The 16,055-nt window shown below is 65.5% G+C and carries 15 protein-coding genes; 7 read left to right on the top strand and 8 right to left on the bottom strand.

What is annotated here, in order from left to right; translation table 11 throughout:
• Window positions 1-1,176: an acetyl-CoA C-acyltransferase family protein gene (locus tag CHB86_RS18245; protein ID WP_089234539.1), complete on the bottom strand. Its 1,176-nt coding sequence runs from the start codon at window positions 1,174-1,176 to the stop codon at window positions 1-3.
• Between the two features lie 69 nt (window positions 1,177-1,245).
• Window positions 1,246-1,674 (bottom strand): MarR family winged helix-turn-helix transcriptional regulator, encoded by a 429-nt coding sequence (locus tag CHB86_RS18240; RefSeq protein WP_089234538.1) that lies wholly within the window; start codon window positions 1,672-1,674, stop codon window positions 1,246-1,248.
• Window positions 1,675-1,798: 124 nt separating this feature from the next.
• Between CHB86_RS18240 and CHB86_RS18235 the strand changes: the two genes are divergently transcribed.
• From CHB86_RS18235 to tdh, 3 genes are read left to right on the top strand one after another with little or no spacing between them, the layout of a single operon-like run.
• Window positions 1,799-2,992, top strand: coding sequence for a glycine C-acetyltransferase (locus CHB86_RS18235; RefSeq protein ID WP_089234537.1), 1,194 nt, complete (start codon window positions 1,799-1,801; stop codon window positions 2,990-2,992).
• Window positions 2,989-3,597 carry a class I SAM-dependent methyltransferase gene (locus CHB86_RS18230; protein WP_089234536.1) on the top strand — a complete coding sequence of 203 codons (609 nt, stop codon included), beginning with the start codon at window positions 2,989-2,991 and terminating at the stop codon, window positions 3,595-3,597. The genes CHB86_RS18235 and CHB86_RS18230 overlap by 4 nt, the downstream gene beginning before the upstream one ends.
• 8 nt (window positions 3,598-3,605) lie before the next feature.
• The gene (tdh, locus tag CHB86_RS18225) at window positions 3,606-4,631 is read left to right on the top strand and encodes an L-threonine 3-dehydrogenase (RefSeq protein ID WP_089234742.1); all 1,026 of its coding nucleotides are present in this window, start codon (window positions 3,606-3,608) and stop codon (window positions 4,629-4,631) included.
• A 57-nt stretch (window positions 4,632-4,688) separates the two neighbouring features.
• On the opposite strand, the gene CHB86_RS18220 is transcribed toward tdh, so the two are convergent.
• The 6 genes from CHB86_RS18220 to CHB86_RS18200 form a co-directional block, all read right to left on the bottom strand.
• Entirely contained in the window at window positions 4,689-5,726 is a 1,038-nt protein-coding gene (locus CHB86_RS18220) for a nucleotidyltransferase domain-containing protein (protein WP_176442929.1), read from the bottom strand.
• On the bottom strand, window positions 5,723-6,733 hold the full coding sequence (locus CHB86_RS24725) for a phosphoenolpyruvate carboxykinase (ATP) (RefSeq protein WP_176442928.1): 1,011 nt from the start codon (window positions 6,731-6,733) through the stop codon (window positions 5,723-5,725). Before CHB86_RS24725 ends, CHB86_RS18220 begins: the two co-directional genes overlap by 4 nt.
• A 249-nt stretch (window positions 6,734-6,982) precedes the next feature.
• The gene (locus CHB86_RS18215; protein WP_089234534.1) at window positions 6,983-7,291 is read right to left on the bottom strand and encodes a hypothetical protein; all 309 of its coding nucleotides are present in this window, start codon (window positions 7,289-7,291) and stop codon (window positions 6,983-6,985) included.
• A gap of 406 nt (window positions 7,292-7,697) precedes the next feature.
• Window positions 7,698-8,438: a metallophosphoesterase gene (locus CHB86_RS18210; RefSeq protein WP_089234533.1), complete on the bottom strand. Its 741-nt coding sequence runs from the start codon at window positions 8,436-8,438 to the stop codon at window positions 7,698-7,700.
• Between the two features lie 76 nt (window positions 8,439-8,514).
• Window positions 8,515-10,110 (bottom strand): phosphoglycerate dehydrogenase, encoded by a 1,596-nt coding sequence (gene serA / locus CHB86_RS18205; RefSeq protein WP_176442927.1) that lies wholly within the window; start codon window positions 10,108-10,110, stop codon window positions 8,515-8,517.
• 74 nt (window positions 10,111-10,184) lie between these two features.
• Complete coding sequence (locus CHB86_RS18200; RefSeq protein ID WP_089234531.1) at window positions 10,185-11,339, bottom strand: phosphoserine transaminase; 1,155 nt, start codon at window positions 11,337-11,339, stop codon at window positions 10,185-10,187.
• Window positions 11,340-11,712: 373 nt separating this feature from the next.
• Here CHB86_RS18200 and CHB86_RS18195 point away from each other — a divergent pair, with 373 nt between their 5' ends.
• The 4 genes from CHB86_RS18195 (at window position 11,713) to CHB86_RS18180 (ending at window position 16,024) form a co-directional block, all read left to right on the top strand.
• Entirely contained in the window at window positions 11,713-13,731 is a 2,019-nt protein-coding gene (locus tag CHB86_RS18195; protein WP_089234530.1) for a VapE domain-containing protein, read from the top strand.
• A 333-nt stretch (window positions 13,732-14,064) separates the two neighbouring features.
• Entirely contained in the window at window positions 14,065-14,271 is a 207-nt protein-coding gene (locus tag CHB86_RS18190) for a hypothetical protein (RefSeq protein WP_089234529.1), read from the top strand.
• Window positions 14,272-14,436: 165 nt separating this feature from the next.
• The gene (locus CHB86_RS18185; RefSeq protein ID WP_089234528.1) at window positions 14,437-15,003 is read left to right on the top strand and encodes a hypothetical protein; all 567 of its coding nucleotides are present in this window, start codon (window positions 14,437-14,439) and stop codon (window positions 15,001-15,003) included.
• Window positions 15,004-15,469: 466 nt separating this feature from the next.
• Entirely contained in the window at window positions 15,470-16,024 is a 555-nt protein-coding gene (locus CHB86_RS18180; protein ID WP_089234527.1) for a recombinase family protein, read from the top strand.
• Window positions 16,025-16,055 lie beyond the last annotated feature (31 nt).

Genomic DNA, 16,055 nt, shown 5'->3' with positions numbered 1-16,055 from the left:
TCAGATCCGTTCGAGCGCCAGCGCGATCCCCTGGCCGCCGCCGATGCACATGGTGACGAGCGCCTTGCTGCCGCCGATCCGCTCCAGCTCGTAGAGCGCCTTGACGGTGATGATCGCGCCGGTGGCGCCCACCGGATGACCGAGCGCGATGGCGCCGCCGTTGGGGTTCACCTTGGCCGGGTCCAGCCCGAGCCCCGCGTTCACCGCCAGCGCCTGCGCCGCGAAGGCCTCGTTCGATTCGATCACGTCGAAATCGGCGATCGAGAGCCCGGTCCTTTCCAGCAGCTTCTGCACCGCCGGAACCGGGCCGATGCCCATCACCTCCGGCCGCACCCCGGCATGGGCATACCCCAGGAGCCGCGCCACGGGCTTCAGGCCCGCCGCCTCCGCAGCCGCGGCCCGCGCCAGCACCAGCGCCGCCGCGCCGTCGTTCAGCCCGCTGGCGTTGCCGGCGGTGACGGAGCCCTCCTTTCGGAAGGCCGGGCGCAGGGCGGCGAGCTTGTCCAGCGTGGTCGCCTTGGGGTGTTCGTCGGTGTCGAAGGCCACCGTGTCGCGCTTCACCCGCACCTCCACCGGCACGATCTGGCTCGCGAAGCGGCCCTCGGCGATGGCCCGCGCGGCGCGGGTCTGGCTTTCGAGCGCAAAGGCATCCTGCGCCGCGCGGTCGATGCCGTTCTCGTCGGCCACGTTCTCCGCCGTCACGCCCATGTGCCCGGTGCCGAACGGGCAGGTCAGTGCGCCCAGCATCATGTCGACGCCGCCGGCATCGCCCATCTTCGCGCCCCAGCGGGCGGCGGGCACGACATAGGGCGACCGGCTCATGCTCTCGGCGCCGCCGGCCAGCGCGAAATCCGCGTCTCCAAGCATCAGCGACTGTGCCGCCGAGACGATGGCCTGCGCGCCCGACCCGCAGAGACGGTTGACGTTCATCGCGGGCGCGGTGTCGGGGATGCCCGCTTCGATGGCGGCGGCACGGCTCAGGTACATGTCGCGCGGCTCGGTGTTGATGACGTGGCCGAAGACCACCGCGCCGATCTGCCCGGGTTCCACCCCGGCCCGCTCCATCGCCGCCCCGGCGACGACCTTGCCGAGCGTGATCGGCGGCGTGCCGGCGAGCGATCCGCCAAAGGTTCCGATGGCGGTGCGCGCACCGCCCAGTATCACGATATCGTCCATGGAATCCTCCCTCATCCAGCCGCCAGCATAGCCCGCGCGCGCCGATGGTGGGAGGGCTCTCGCCGCCCCTCAGTCCTCGCTGACGTAAAGTTTCTGCATGGCGAGGTCGAGCTGCTCGGCCTGCGGGCCGAGGCGTTCGGTCAGCTCGGCCTGGTAGGCGCGGGCCATCTCGCTCAGTTCCTGCATCATCGCCCGCCCCGCCTGGGTCAGCCGAAGGGTCACCAGGCGGCCGTCGGTCGGGTGCGCGTCCTTGCGGATATAGCCCGCCTGCTCCAGCCGCGTCGCGGCGCGGGAGACGCGCGACTTGTCCATGTCGACGCGCTGGTGGATCTCGCCGACACTGGCCGGCCCCGACTGCGCCAGGTGCGCAACCACCCGCCATTCCGGGCGCGAGATGCCGAAGCGCTCGTTGTAGCGGCGGGAGAACTCGCGGCTGACCTGTCCGGCAAGGACCGCCAGCCGGTAGGGCAGGAAGCTGTCGAGGTCGAAGTCGCTCATGCCGTGTGCCTTTCGTCTGTCGCGCCCTAGCTGCGTCAAGCGGGCGAAATGGTCAAGCGGGCTCGCCTTCCGGTGCGAAACCGGACACGATGCGCCAGACTGCCGCCAACCCGCAGGAGGCCTCATGACGCCCGACTTCGCCAGCCACCTTTCCCGGACGCTTCAGGATATCGAGGCCCAGGGCCTGCTGAAGCGCGAACGTCCCATCGACTCGCCGCAGGGTGGGCATATCGACGTCGCCGGGCGCGACATGCTGAACCTCTGCGCCAACAACTATCTCGGCCTCGCAGACGATCCGCGGCTCGTCGCCGCCGCCAAGACGTCGCTGGACCGGGACGGTTTCGGCATGGCCTCGGTGCGCTTCATCTGCGGCACCAAGCCGCTGCACCGGGAGCTCGAACAGGCGCTCGCGCGGTTTCTCGGCAAGGACGACGCGATCCTCTTCGCCGCCTGTTTCGACGCGAACGGCGGGCTGTTCGAGCCGCTTCTGGGCGAGGAGGACGCGATTGTCTCCGACGCGCTGAACCACGCCTCGATCATCGACGGCATCCGGCTCTGCAAGGCGCGCCGCTATCGCTACGCCAATTCCGACATGGACGAGCTGGAGGCGCAGCTCAGGGCGGCGCGTGACAGCGGCGCGCGGCACATCATGATCGCCACCGACGGCGTGTTCTCGATGGACGGCTACCTCGCGAAGCTGCCCGAGATCACCGCGCTCGCCGAACGCTACGAGGCGCTGGTGATGGTGGACGATTGCCATGCCACCGGGTTCATGGGGCCGCAGGGCCGGGGCACGCCGCATCACCACGGGGTCGCCGACAAGGTCGACATCCTGACCGGCACGCTCGGGAAGGCGCTTGGCGGGGCGATCGGCGGATATATCGCGGGGCCGCAGGCGGTGGTGGACCTTCTCCGCCAGCGGGCGCGCCCCTATCTCTTCTCCAATTCGCTGCCGCCGTCCGTGGTGGCGGCCGGGCTGGAGGCTCTGAGGATCGTGGAGGAAGGAGACGCCCTGCGGGCGCAACTGTTCGACAATGCCGCCTACTGGCGGGCGGGGCTCGAGTCCCTCGGCTTCGAGCTGTTGCCCGGCGAGCACCCGATCGTGCCGGTGATGCTGGGCGATGCGAAGCTCAGCCAGGACATGGCGGCGCGGCTCTACGAGCACGGCGTCTACGTGGCCGGATTCTTCTTCCCGGTCGTGCCGCGCGGCACGGCGCGGATCCGGACGCAGATGAACGCCGCCCTGACCCGCGCGGACCTCGACCGGGCACTCGACGCTTTCGGCAAGGCCGGGCGGGAAACGGGCGTGGTCCAGTGAGCGATCACGCGGCCATCGGGATCTACGAAGCCCATTCGGAGGCGTTGCGCCATCGATACGACGCCGTCTCGGCGGACGACCTCTTTGCGCCCGTGGCCGACCTTCTGCCGCCGCCCCCGGCGACAGTTCTCGATATCGGGGCAGGCAGTGGCCGTGACCTCGCCTGGTTCGCGGCGCGCGGCCACCCGGTGACGGCGGCGGAGCCGGTCGTGGCCTTCCGGGACGCCATCTCGGCACGGGTGCCCGATGCGGTCTGTCTCGCCGCGCAGCTCCCCGAGCTGGCGGGAGTCGCGGGGACGTTCGACATCGTGCTCGCGGTCGCGGTCTGGCACCACCTGCCGCCGGAGGCTCGCCGCGCCGCCTATGGTCGCGTCGCCGCGCTGTTGGAACCGAACGGGGTTCTGGTCCTGTCGCTCCGGCACGGGGCCATCCACGGCGGCCAGCCGGTCTACACCCTCGATCCGACCGAGGAGATCGAAATGGCGGAGGCCGCAGGTCTGTCGCTCGCTCGGGAGGCGGCCGCGCCCTCGCTCCAGCAGGAAAACATTGCCGCCGGGATCACCTGGACCTGGCTTGCATTGCAGAAGAAGGGCCCAGGGTCATGAGCAAAAAGATGAAGGCGCTGGTCAAGGCGAAGCCCGAGGTCGGGTTGTGGATGGAGCAGGTGCCGGTGCCCGAGATCGGCCCGGACGACGTGCTGATCCGCATCCGCAAGACCGGGATCTGCGGCACCGACATCCATATCTGGAACTGGGACGAGTGGGCGCAGCGCACCGTGCCGGTGCCGATGGTGACCGGCCACGAATTCGCCGGCGAGATCGTCGAGATCGGCCGCGACGTGGAAGAACTTCGCATCGGTCAGCGCTGCTCGGGCGAGGGCCACCTGATCGGCCACCATTCGCGACAGGTCCGTGCCGGCAAGTTCCACCTCGACCCGGAGACAAAGGGTGTCGGCGTCAACGTGCCGGGGGCCTTCGCCGAATACCTCTGCCTGCCGGCCTTCAACGTCGTGCCGCTGCCCGACGGGATCGACGACGAGATCGGGGCGATCCTCGATCCGCTCGGCAATGCCGTGCACACGGCGCTCTCCTTCGACCTGGTGGGCGAGGACGTGCTGATCACCGGCGCCGGCCCGATCGGTATCATGGCCGCCGCCGTCGCCCGCCACGTCGGCGCGCGCCACGTGGTCATCACCGACGTGAACCCCGACCGCCTCGCCCTGGCCGTGCAGGTGGCCGACGTGCGCCCGGTGAACGTGCTGGAGGAGGATCTGGCCGACGTGGTCCACGAACTCGGCATGAAGCAGGGTTTCGACGTCGGTCTGGAGATGTCCGGCAACCAGGCGGCGCTCGACCAGATGGTCGAATCCCTCACCATGGGCGGGCGGATCGCGCTGCTCGGCATCCCGCCGGGCAAGTCGCCGGTGGACTGGTCGCGGATCGTCTTCAAGGCGATCACAATCAAGGGCGTCTATGGCCGCGAGATCTTCGAGACGTGGTACAAGATGATCGCCATGCTGGAGAACGGGCTCGACATCCGCAACGTCATCACCCACCGCTTCGGCGTGGACGACTTCCGCGAAGGGTTCGAGACAATGCGCGGCGGTTCTTCCGGCAAGGTCGTGCTCGACTGGAGCTGAGCGGCCGCGTGCTTTGCAGCGTCATCGCCACTGCGGATCGAGACGGCTGGCCACGGCCTACTGCTCGCCGTGGTGGCGGCGGGCAATCAGCGGCGTGGGATCGAGGCGGGCCGCCCGAAGCAGGTTCTTGAAGCGCCAGATGAGCGTCCATTCCAGCTCGTCGAGCGTCGGGCTGTGTGCTTTCAGCAGTCGCCGGCGATGCAGCAGGGCGCCGAGCCGGGTGCGTTTCCTGCCGGGGGCGAGCGGGAGGCCGAGCAACTCGTCGGCCATGCGGGACTGCAGTTCGAGCGCCAGGTCGAACTTCCAGTGCGCGCACTTGGCCTCGATCCAGGCGCGGTCGAGGGGGGCCGTCTCGTCGGTGGACAGGTCGACGAGGTCCAGCAGGTAGCGCAGGCTGACCCGCCCCTTCGACAGCACCTCGTCATGCAGCATCTCGTGGGCGATGTTCATCACGAAGAGCAGGCTTGCATCCGGGATCCGGATGCGGGCGTTGCCGAAGGGAACGTCCCGGGTGCGCGTCGCGAGGTCTTCCGGCGTGATCACCTCTGCAATACGGTCCGCGAGGCAGAAATGAAGATCCACTGCGCCGACATCGCGATTGCGGTAGTAGCTGCCGGAGGAATGCTCGTCCTCGCTGTCCTCGAAAATCTTGTAGCCGATCCCACGCAGCGCTTTGTCGGCAGCGGTGACGTCCGAGGGCTCTACCAGAATGTCGAGGTCAACCAGCATCCGGGTGCAGTGCTCGGGGCGCGGCGCGCCGGCGAGGATCGCCGCACCCTTGATGACGATCGGCGTGACGCCGACCTCGTTGAGGGCGCGGGCAAGCTCGGCGAGCTGGTCTGCAAGGCGGCGGTTGCGCTCTCCGTTGAGCGTCCGCAGATCTTCCAGGTATTGCAGCGCCTCCGGATCGAGCTCCTCGGAGGCCAGCCTCAGCTCAAGCGACTTGCCGAGCGCCGGGGCGACATAGTGCAGGTTGGCCGCCTCCAGGCAGGTGTGCCAATCGGTGCTCGCACTCACTTCGCCACGCAGGCAGGCGGCAAGCTGGCGTAGGGGCGAGGGGTCCGGCGGGAACCGGGGGAGGCGCAGAGGGCTCATCGCGCCGTCCCCGAGATCCGCCATGCCTCCTCGACCAGCGACAGCGCGGTCGGGAGGTCGGGATAGGTCGCCCGGAAAAACGCAATGCCGTCGGCGCAGGCGGCGAGGCCGTCGAAATCGTCCGGCGTCAGCCGGTGATCGCCGGACCATCCGCCCGCGATCATCGCGGCGATGAAGTCCTTCGCGTCCAGCGGCTCAAGACCCGGCGGCGCCGCGTCGTCCCTGCGGAGCGAAAGCGCGCAGCGCGCCCGAAGCACCGGGGCCTTGGTCGCAGGCGGCAGGGGCAGGTACTTGACGGTCTTGTCGTCGGGCCGCACGAAGGCTTCGCCCCCCTCCAGCTCCGGGTGCAGGTGCGCGAGCATGGGCCAGGCGCCATCCTTGAGCGTTGCCGGCAGGGGAAGGGCCTGAACCCGGCCATCGGGCCGCAGTTCCGCCAGATCGTCCCCCCACAGCTCGAAATCACCGCTTCCCAGGGCGACCGACAGCGTCGACTTCCCGGCGCCGGGCTCGCCGACAAGCAGCAGCGCCTCGTTGTCTCTCTGAAGGGTGCCGAGATGGAGCGTCATGCCCATGGCAGCGTCCAGCGCGAGCTCGGTGATCAGCAGTTTCAGCGCAGGTCCGGCTTCGTGCCATGCGTAGGATTCGGGCGCGTCACCCGAGAACGCGATACCGACTCCGTCTTCACGTTCGACGATCACGACCTCGGCGTCCGGCAGGGCAGGAGTCTCGAGATGCCGGAACACGCACCGCAGCCTCGCGAGGGCGATCGGTCCGGAGAAGCTGAGACCGATCGCCGTGTGCCCGACCGAGATCGTGACCCGTTCGTGAACGTCGAGGGGCTGCTCGTCCGTGGCGATGTACTGTACCGCTCCGATCGCGACGAGTTGGTCGATCACCGCGAACCCGTCGTCGCCCAGCTCTGCGGCCCTGGCGGCGAAATCCGCCGTCTCGATGCCCGACTGCAGCAACGGCCAGAGCTGTTCCGTCGTCGGGCTGACCCCGAACAACTCCTGCCGTTCAGGGACGAAGAGAAACCGGGAATCCTTGACGCGCGAGATACGAACGCCCGTGCATGCGACTGCCAGGAAATCGGCAGGACACGTCTCAAGCGATTGTTGCGCAGTGTGTATCACGGGGTTCTGCCTGGAATCGTTACCAACATGTCTCTGGCGTGCTTCAGGGCTTCGTCGTCCTGAAGCACGCTTGGTCAGAATTTTCCAGGCATCAGACGGCGTCGGGACACCGTCACCCCAGACTCAGTTCTTGGCGGCCTTGCGAGCGGCCTTGCGGGCCGCCTTGTTTGCAGCCTTCTTGGCTGCGCGCCGGGCCTCCTTGTTCGCGGCCTTTCTGGCCAGCTTCTGCTGCGCCTTGCGCTCTTGCCAGCGCTGCTTCCAGGGCTGGTCCCCGCCGCCGGATTTGGCGACACTATCGCCGGCCAGAGCCGTCGACAGCATGAAGGACACCGCCGGCGGCGTGACCACCGCGTAGGTGCCGGCTTTTGCAAGAAGGCGTCGCCGTGCCGGCGAAACCAGAGCTTCATTCTTTTCGATGCTATGATCTTCCATGACTTCCCCCTACTCGTATTAAATCAATCGCGAATCACGCCCGCACGTGTAATCGCGGAACGATGATATCCCATTCTGATTTTTGCCGGCGTCCGGTCAAGTGGGATCGGGGGGTGCCCTCGGGTGAGGGGCGGTCGGGTTAAAAATTCATTAATTTTATCAGTTAGATAAACAATAGTAGCAAGTTGTTACGGGCTGTGTCGGTTGTTCACGAATGGCGACAGTTCGGAGTATATCCACCAATTGGTGCGAAGTTTGCCTTTTTTTCGCCCAGATTTTCTTCCTGTGCGCTTTCCGTGGGGGAATGGAGGCGTATTGAAAAGAGCCCGGAATCAGTCGCCATGGAGGAAAAGGGGAGCGTTGCGAAAGACCCTGCCCGAGTGTTTTGTCCGGTCCGGATCGCCGTTCAGACGCCGCAGGGCAGCACCGGCTGCCGCCCGTCCTCCGAGAGCAGCCAGACCTCGCGCCCCTCGATGACCACGGTCGACAACGCCTCGCCATAGCCCGCCCCGGTGTCGAGGTTCAGCCGGTTGCCGCAATGCATCACCTCGTCCACCGGTGTGTGGCCGTGCACGATCAGCGGGCCATGATCACGGGTGTCGGACAGGAAGGGTTCGCGGATCCAGACGAGGTCGTCGAGGGTTTGCCGTTCGAGCGGCACGCCCGGCCGAATTCCCGCATGGACGAACAGGCACGCGCCCTCCGCATAGGGCGTCGTCAGGTCGTCGAGAAAGGCGAGGTGGCTGGCGGGGACGGCGTCCAGCGCGTCGGCGTGGATGTCCAGATCGTCCCGGCCGGCCGAGACATCGACTCCGTAGGAGGCGAGCGTGGCCCGTCCGCCGAGTGGCTCCCACAGCCAGTCGAGGTCATGCCGCAGGTTGTCCTTGAGTTTCTCCGGATGCAGGAAGCGCCGCATCATCCGGTCGTGATTGCCCAGCAATACCACATGCGGCGCGCCAGTGTCCCGGCATTGGATCAGGTGGTCGATCACGCCCTTCGTGTCCGGGCCGCGATCCGGCAGGTCGCCGAGATGGACGACGGTTGCACCCGGATCCCCCACGGTGGCCTTGTCGGCCTCGATCAGCGCATGGGCGCGCCTCAGCTTTTCGAGCTGCCCATGAATGTCGCCGATCGCATAGGTACGCATGATCCCGTTCTCTCCAGATGCCTGCGGGCGCCCCGTGCCGGGACGCCCGCAGATGTCTCTAGTCCATCATGGCCGCTCAGGCGACGGCGAACTCCAGCGGGCTGACGTTCTGGAACAGGCCCGTGTCCTTGAGCTTGCCGATCACCACGTCGTTCACCGGCTCGTCGACATAGAGCAGGGCGATCGCATCCTTGCCCGGCTCGGTCCGACCGAGGGTGAAGTTGGCGATGTTCACGCCGTTCTCGCCCATGGTCCGGCCCAGCGTGCCGATGATGCCCGGTACGTCCTTGTTGGTCGTGTAGAGCATGTGCTGCCCGATCTCGGCATCGATGTTGATGCCCTTGATCTGGATGAAGCGCGGCTTGCCGTCCGAGAACACGGTCCCGGCGATGGAACGCTCGCGGGTGTCGGTGACGACAGTCAGCTTGACGAAAGCGTCGAAGACGCCCGACTTGGCCTGCGTCGTGCGCGACACCTGAACGCCACGCTCGGCGGCCTGGATCGGGGCGGAGACGAGGTTCACGTCGGGGTTGGAGGCCTTCATGACGCCCGCGATGGCAGAGCAGCCGAGCGCGTCGAGGTTCATCTCCGCAACCTTGCCGTCATAGAGGATGTTGATCGCCTTGATCGGCTCGTCCGTCATCTGGCCGATGAAGGCGCCGAGATGTTCGGAGAGCTTCAGCCACGGCCCCATGACCTTGGCTTCCTCGGCGGTGACCGACGGCATGTTGAGCGCGTTCTCGACGGCACCGGTGTTCAGGTAGGCCGACATCTGCTGCGCCACCTGCAGCGCGACGTTCTCCTGCGCCTCGGTCGTGGAGGCGCCGAGATGCGGCGTGCAGACCACGTTCGGCAGGCCGAAGAGCGGGTTCTCGGTTGCCGGTTCCTTGGCGAAGACGTCGAAGGCGGCGCCGGCGACATGGCCTTCCTTGAGCATGTCCGCCAGCGCTTCCTCGTCCACCAGGCCGCCACGGGCGCAGTTGATGATCCGGACGCCCTTCTTGGTCTTCGCGAGGTTCTCGCGGCTCAGGACGTTGCGGGTCTTGTCAGTCAGCGGCACGTGCAGCGTGATGAAATCGGCGCGCTTGAGCAGCTCGTCGAGTTCCACCTTGGTCACGCCGAGCTTGGCGGCGCGCTCGTCGCTGAGGAACGGGTCGTAGGCCACGACCTTCATCTTCAGGCCGACCGCGCGGTCGCAGACGATGCCGCCGATGTTGCCCGCGCCGATCACGCCCAGCGTCTTGCCGGTCAGCTCGACGCCCATGAACTTGGACTTCTCCCACTTGCCGGCATGGGTGGAGGCGCTGGCCTCAGGAATCTGGCGCGCAACGGCGAACATCATCGCGATGGCGTGCTCGGCGGTGGTGATCATGTTGCCGTAAGGCGTGTTCATCACGATCACGCCCTTCTTGGACGCGGCCGGGATGTCGACGTTGTCGACGCCGATCCCGGCGCGGCCGATCACCTTGAGATTGGTGGCGCGCTCGAGGATGGCCGGGGTCACCTTGGTGGCCGAGCGGATCGCGAGGCCGTCGTAGTTGTGGATCAATTCCAGCAGCTTCTCGGGTTCCTTGCCGAGGGTCGGCAGGAAATCCACCTCGATGCCATTGTCACGGAAGATCTGGACAGCGGTTTCGCTGAGCTTGTCGGAAACGAGAACCTTGGGGGCCATGAGAGGCACTCCTGTCTGAATAGGGGGAGTACGGGGGCCGGCGGGCCCCCGAATTTTCGTACGAAAATTCGCGGTCAGGCGAGTTCGGACTGCGCCTGGATCTCGGCCTCGAAGGCCCAGACCAGCCAAGGAACCAGAGCCTCGAGATCCGAGGTCTCGACCGTCGCGCCGCACCAGATGCGCAGCCCCGCGGGGGCGTCGCGGTAGGCGCCGATGTCATAGGCCACGCCCTCGGCGTCGAGCCGCTTGGCCACCGCCTTGGCAAAGGCCGCGCCGTCCTTGATCCGCGCGTCGGTGAACTTCAGGCAGACGCTGGTGTTGGAGCGGATCGCCGGGTCGGCGGCGAGGAAGTCGATCCAGTCGTTCTCGGCGACGAAACGCGCGATCACGGCGGTGTTGGCGTCTGCGCGGGCGATGAGGCCCTTGAGCCCGCCCACCGACTTCGCCCAGTCGAGCGCGAAGAGGTAGTCCTCGACCGCCAGCATCGACGGCGTGTTGATCGTCTCGCCCTTGAAGATGCCCTCGATCAGCTTGCCGCCCTTCGTCAGGCGGAAGATCTTGGGCAGCGGCCAGGCGGGGGTGTAGCTCTCGAGCCGTGCCACCGCGCGGGGGCTGAGGATCAGGATGCCGTGTGCGGCCTCGCCGCCCAGCACCTTCTGCCAGGAGAAGGTGGTGACGTCGAGCTTGTCCCAGGGCAGGTCCACCGCGAAGGCCGCGGAGGTCGCGTCGCAGATGGTCAGCCCGTTACGGTCGGCGGGGATCGCGTTGCCGTTGGGCAGGCGCACGCCGGAGGTGGTGCCGTTCCAGGTGAAGACGACGTCCTTGTCGAAGTCGACCTGCGTGAAATCGACGATCTCGCCGTATTCGGCGGTCCGGACGGTGGCATCGAGCTTGAGCTGCTTGACCACGTCGGTCACCCAGCCGGCGCCGAAGCTTTCCCACGCCAGCATTTCGACCGGGCGCTGCCCCAGCAGCGACCACATGGCCATCTCGACCGCGCCGGTGTCGGAGGCGGGCACGATGCCGATGCGGTAGTCGGCGGGCACACCGAGCACGTCTCGGGTGATCTCGATCGCGTCGGAAAGCTTCGCCTTGCCGATTGCGGCGCGGTGCGACCGGCCGAGGGCGGCGTCCTTCAGGGCGTCGAGCGTGAATGAGGGGGGTTTGGCGCAGGGGCCAGAGGAAAAACGAGGGTTCGCCGGCCGCGCAGCCGGGGATTGAGTCGCCATTGCTGGTATCCTTACAGATATATGCCCCTCATTGGGGAGGGGTGTCCCACGGACGCCTCTACGGAAAGCCCAACAAAATAACAAGATCCGTTTCGCTCCGTCTGGAACACGAGTGCGAACTTCTGCGGAACGGATCGGAAACCCGTGCCACCGATTGGCACAAATCTGACACAGGCCGCGGCTCGGCTGTTCCTGATCCGTTCAACGAAAACGCCGCTGCGGTTGGGAGCCGCAACGGCGTGGATTGCTTACAGGACGCGGAGAAACGTCTAAGCGAACATAGCACGATCTGGGCTGAATCCGCAAAGGTTTCGCCCTCGCAATTCGCACGCCGGCTGCACGCCAGCACCGCCTATAAGCGGGGGTTGGTGTGATGCAGAGCGAAGCAATTTTCACCGAGATCGGCAGAGCGGCCATCGAGTATGCCAAGCGCGGCTGGCACGTGTTTCCCGCGCCGCCGAGCGGAAAGCTATCCTACGAGAACGCGGCAAATAACGACGGCCGGCGGTGGGGAGCGTCCGACGACCCCGAGACAGTCATGGCGCTTTTCGCCAGGCACCCCCGCGCCAATCTCGGTATCGCAACCCAAGAAAGCGAGATCTTCGTTATCGACTGCGACATCAAGGGTGGCGTGGATGGCGTGTCTTGGCTGGCCGAGCAGATCCAGGAACACGACAATTGGCCTGACACAATCGAGGCGCAGAGCCCAAGCGGTTCCTGGCACGTCTACTTTAGATATCCCGAAGACTTCGACCCGAAAACGTGCCAGGGCGAAGTGGCGCCGGGCGTGGATATCCGCGCACATGGCGGAATGGTCATCGCGCCCCCGAGCGTGAAGGCCGGCGCCAGCAAACCGTACCGGTGGAAAAACCCGCCGGGGATGTTCGAGGTGGCCGAGGCGCCGCAATGGGTTCTAGATCTGCTGCCTCGCCGGAAAGAGCAGAAAGGCAATGCCAACGCCGGCCCGTCCAAGTTCAACATGGGCGGCGTCTGGCGGGGCGCCGAGGATTATCGCCAGCTCGTGTTGGCGGCGAGCACCGACGGACAGAAGCACGCAGCAACTCGGGACATTGCGGCGTCTCTGCGCGGGCAGGGCGTCAGCGAACGTTTCGCAACCGGGCTGATCCAGGCGATTTGCCCGGTCTGGGATCGCAACCTGCAAAATAGCATCGAAAGCGCATATGCGAAGTTTTCCGCGCCGACCTTCCGGCACGAGGGCTTGCAGCTCGTCCGCGACGACAAGGACCGGCCGATCTGGAACATCCACAATGCCGAGACGCTTCTGACGCAGCACCCGCAATGGCAGGGGGTGTTAGGCTTCAATGCCTTCACCGGCCGGCGGATGATCCTCGCTCCGATCCCTGGCACGACCGAGGGCGAGCGGGATCTGAACGACGACGACTACACCGCGGCAACCGGGTGGTTTAACTGCAACGGGTTTCCAAAGGCGGGCGCGTCTATCGTGGTCCCCGCTCTGCGGCGGGCTTGCAGGAGCAACACCTTCAATCCGCTGACCGACTATCTCGAAGGGCTGCAATGGGATGGCGGGAAACGGATTGGCCGTTGGCTGATCGACTACTGCGGCGCCGAGGACACGCGGTTCAACCGTGAGGCGGGCGCTCGCTGGATGATCTCGGCAGTTGCACGGGCGTTTCATCCGGGCGTGAAGGTCGATCACATGCTGGTACTGGAAGGCGACCAGGGCGCCGGGAAGTCTTCGGGCATCCGGGCGCTTGCCGGCGGTGACGACTGGTTCGGTGACAACCTGCCCGACATGGGACGGAAGGACGCCCAAGAATATGTCGCCGGAAAATGGATCATCGAGGTTGCCGAACTGGTGGCGGCGCGGCGCGATATCGACGCGGTCAAAGCTTTCATCACTCGGCAGACCGACGAATTCCGCTGGTCCTATGACAGGGAAGTGGACAGGCGCCCCCGGCAATGCGTCTTCATCGGCACGACCAATGACGACCACTATTTGCGCGACGAGACCGGCAACCGGCGCTTCTGGCCGGTGCGGATCGACCGGATGGACGTCGAGCGCATCAAGCAAGACCGGTCGCAACTCTGGGCTGAGGCGGTCGCGCTCTACCGGAAGGGCACCAAGTGGTGGTTGCCGCCCGAGGTCGAGACGCTTGCGAAGGAAGCGCAGGCCGCGCGCCTCGACACTGACCCCTGGCAGGAAGACGTGGCGGCATACATTGCGGACAAGGATGCCGTGACGCCGCGCGAAGTGCTGGTGTGGGGGCTGTCCAAGGACGCGGCCAACTGCACCCGCCAGGACAGTAACCGGGTGGTCGGCATCCTCCAGACGCTCGGATTCGAGCGCGATGCGCGGCTTACCGCCGGCGATCTCAAGGGCCATTGGAATTACCGGCGGAGGGCATCGTGATGTGGTGTGCCGCCGGTGAACAGCGAGTGAATAGCAGGGTGAATGGCGTCGCCGCGCGCGCCTCTGTTCACCCTCGGATGCGCCTGAGTGAACAGGTGAATAGTATTCCCACGAAACTCAAAAAAACACCTAAGTCACTGACCTGTATAGGGTGCTTGGCAGGTGTGGTGAATAGGAAGCCTGTTTTCAGAACTTTATGGAAACCCTATTCACCCGTTCACCGCAGCACCGCGCGCGCGACGCCCAGTTTGGTCCCAATGCCCCGCCTTCCTGGCACGGCCGGAACCGCCCACCCGACATTTCCCATCTCTCCCCCAGCCATTGAGGCACCCCATGACCAAGTTTGAATGCATCCCCCGCCTCGGCACCGAGCGCGAAGGCGCCACGCTGACCCGCATCGAGCGTTGTTCGGTTCTGCCGAGCGCCCGCGGCGCGGTGGTTCTGCACTGGCAGCGGCCGAACGGCTCCGGCTTCGCAACTGCAATCGCCATCCACCCGCGGAGCTGTCGTCAGTCCGCCGACCGCAACATGGATTTCTAACATGCACTACACCGGTACTTTCATCACGGAACTAGAACAGTCCGTCGCCCTTTGCGGTATGTATGGCCCCCCGGTTCGCGGGCCAGCGGTCTCTGTCTGGAGTGGGCAGGTGGACAGACACCCCGAAGTGCAGGTCCGTCATTCCATCAGAATTGGAGCTGAGCCATGAACGATAAGGTCCCTGAGAACGTGAAGGCCAAGACGAAACCGAAGAAGCCCGACCAGCCGCGATATGACCTGTTCAGCTTCACCAACGATGGCAATACCGTCGCCGTAACCCAGCACGGGAAAGACGCCCTGGAGCGGATCTACGGTAGCAAGAGCCCGGCCGTGAACGACGGTCTCTTCAACCAGGGGTATATGACTCTCAATCCCAAAGAGGTTGAACCAGGCGCAAACGACGTGAGAGGGTTTTTCCCGGCAATCGTTCGCGACATTGAACCCCGCGACGGGATAGAGCGCATGTTGGCGGTGCAGATGGCGGCAACCCATGTCGCCTTGATCCGTCAGGGCGGCCGAATGGCGAATGCCGAACAGCTTCCGCAGTTCGAAGCCCACGAGCGGGCTTTCAACAAGCTGGCCAGGACATACACCGCACAGATGGAGGCCCTGCGGAAGCATCGCAGCGGCGGCAAGCAGACGGTCACGGTTCAGCACGTCAACGTCAGTGACGGCGGACAGGCAATTGTCGGCAATGTCGATACCGGGGGGAGGGGTGGCAATGAAAGGTGACGACAACCCCATGCGCGCGGCCAATGCGTCTCCAAGATGCACGGCGCACTCGAAGCGAACAGGAGAGCGATGCAAGTCGCCAGCAGTTGCCGGCTGGACCGTGTGCAGGATGCATGGGGCCGGTGGTGGTCATAAGGCCGGGCCGACACATCCGTCCTGGAAGCACGGGATGCGGTCCCGACAGTGGATCGAGACCCGGAAATACATCAACGATTTGGCGCGAGAGATGCGTGAGATCGACGCGATGGTAGAGCTGGAGCAGGAACAGTGAATGGGCCGCGTTTCTTGAGCGCCAGGCAGTGCCTTAATCGTGTCCGGTCACGGGAATTGGAGGCTGACACTGGAGCAAGGTCTATTGGCAGGCCCCGGACTTGCAACTCTGACCCGCCAAAAGGGTCGCTTTTCGCATTTGGCGGACCCACTGACACAAAGTCTCAGATTTGATTGGCCGATGGAGGCAACGAAGATGCTTATAGGATACGCCCGGACCTCAACGCTCGAACAGAAGCACTCGCTTGCAGCACAGGTTGAAACCCTGAAAGACCATGGCTGCGAACGAGTGTGGTCGGAACAGGTCTCCTCGGTCGCAATCAGGAAGGCTCTCACGGACGCACTGGAATTCGTTCGAGAGGGCGACACACTCGTCGTGACGAAGCTGGACAGGTTGGCACGGTCCGTCCGCCACCTGGGGGAGATCGTTGAGTTGATGGAGGCTCGGAAGGCCAACCTTCGCATCATGGACCTCAATCTCGACACCTCGACTCCGACGGGACAGCTCATGTTGAATGTCCTTGGATCGGTGGCGCAGTTTGAGCGGCAAATCATGCTGGAGCGGCAGCGGGAAGGTATCCAGAAGGCAAAGGAGGCAGGCCGCTACAAGGGGCGCAAGCCAACAGCACGCGCCAAGGCTGGCGAAGTAAAGGCCTTGCTGGAAGCCGGTAGGACCAAGAGGGCCATTGCTGCAGAACTGGGCATCTCCGAGCGGTCAGTGTACCGGATAGCTACTCAGGCTCCGTGCTGATTTGTGGCTCGAGCCGAATTCCGGCATTCGC

The organism is Tropicimonas sediminicola, assembly GCF_900188335.1.
GTDB lineage: Bacteria > Pseudomonadota > Alphaproteobacteria > Rhodobacterales > Rhodobacteraceae > Tropicimonas > Tropicimonas sediminicola.
The sequence above is the reverse complement of the archived record's forward strand: the minus strand, read 5'-3'. Positions and strand labels throughout refer to the sequence as shown.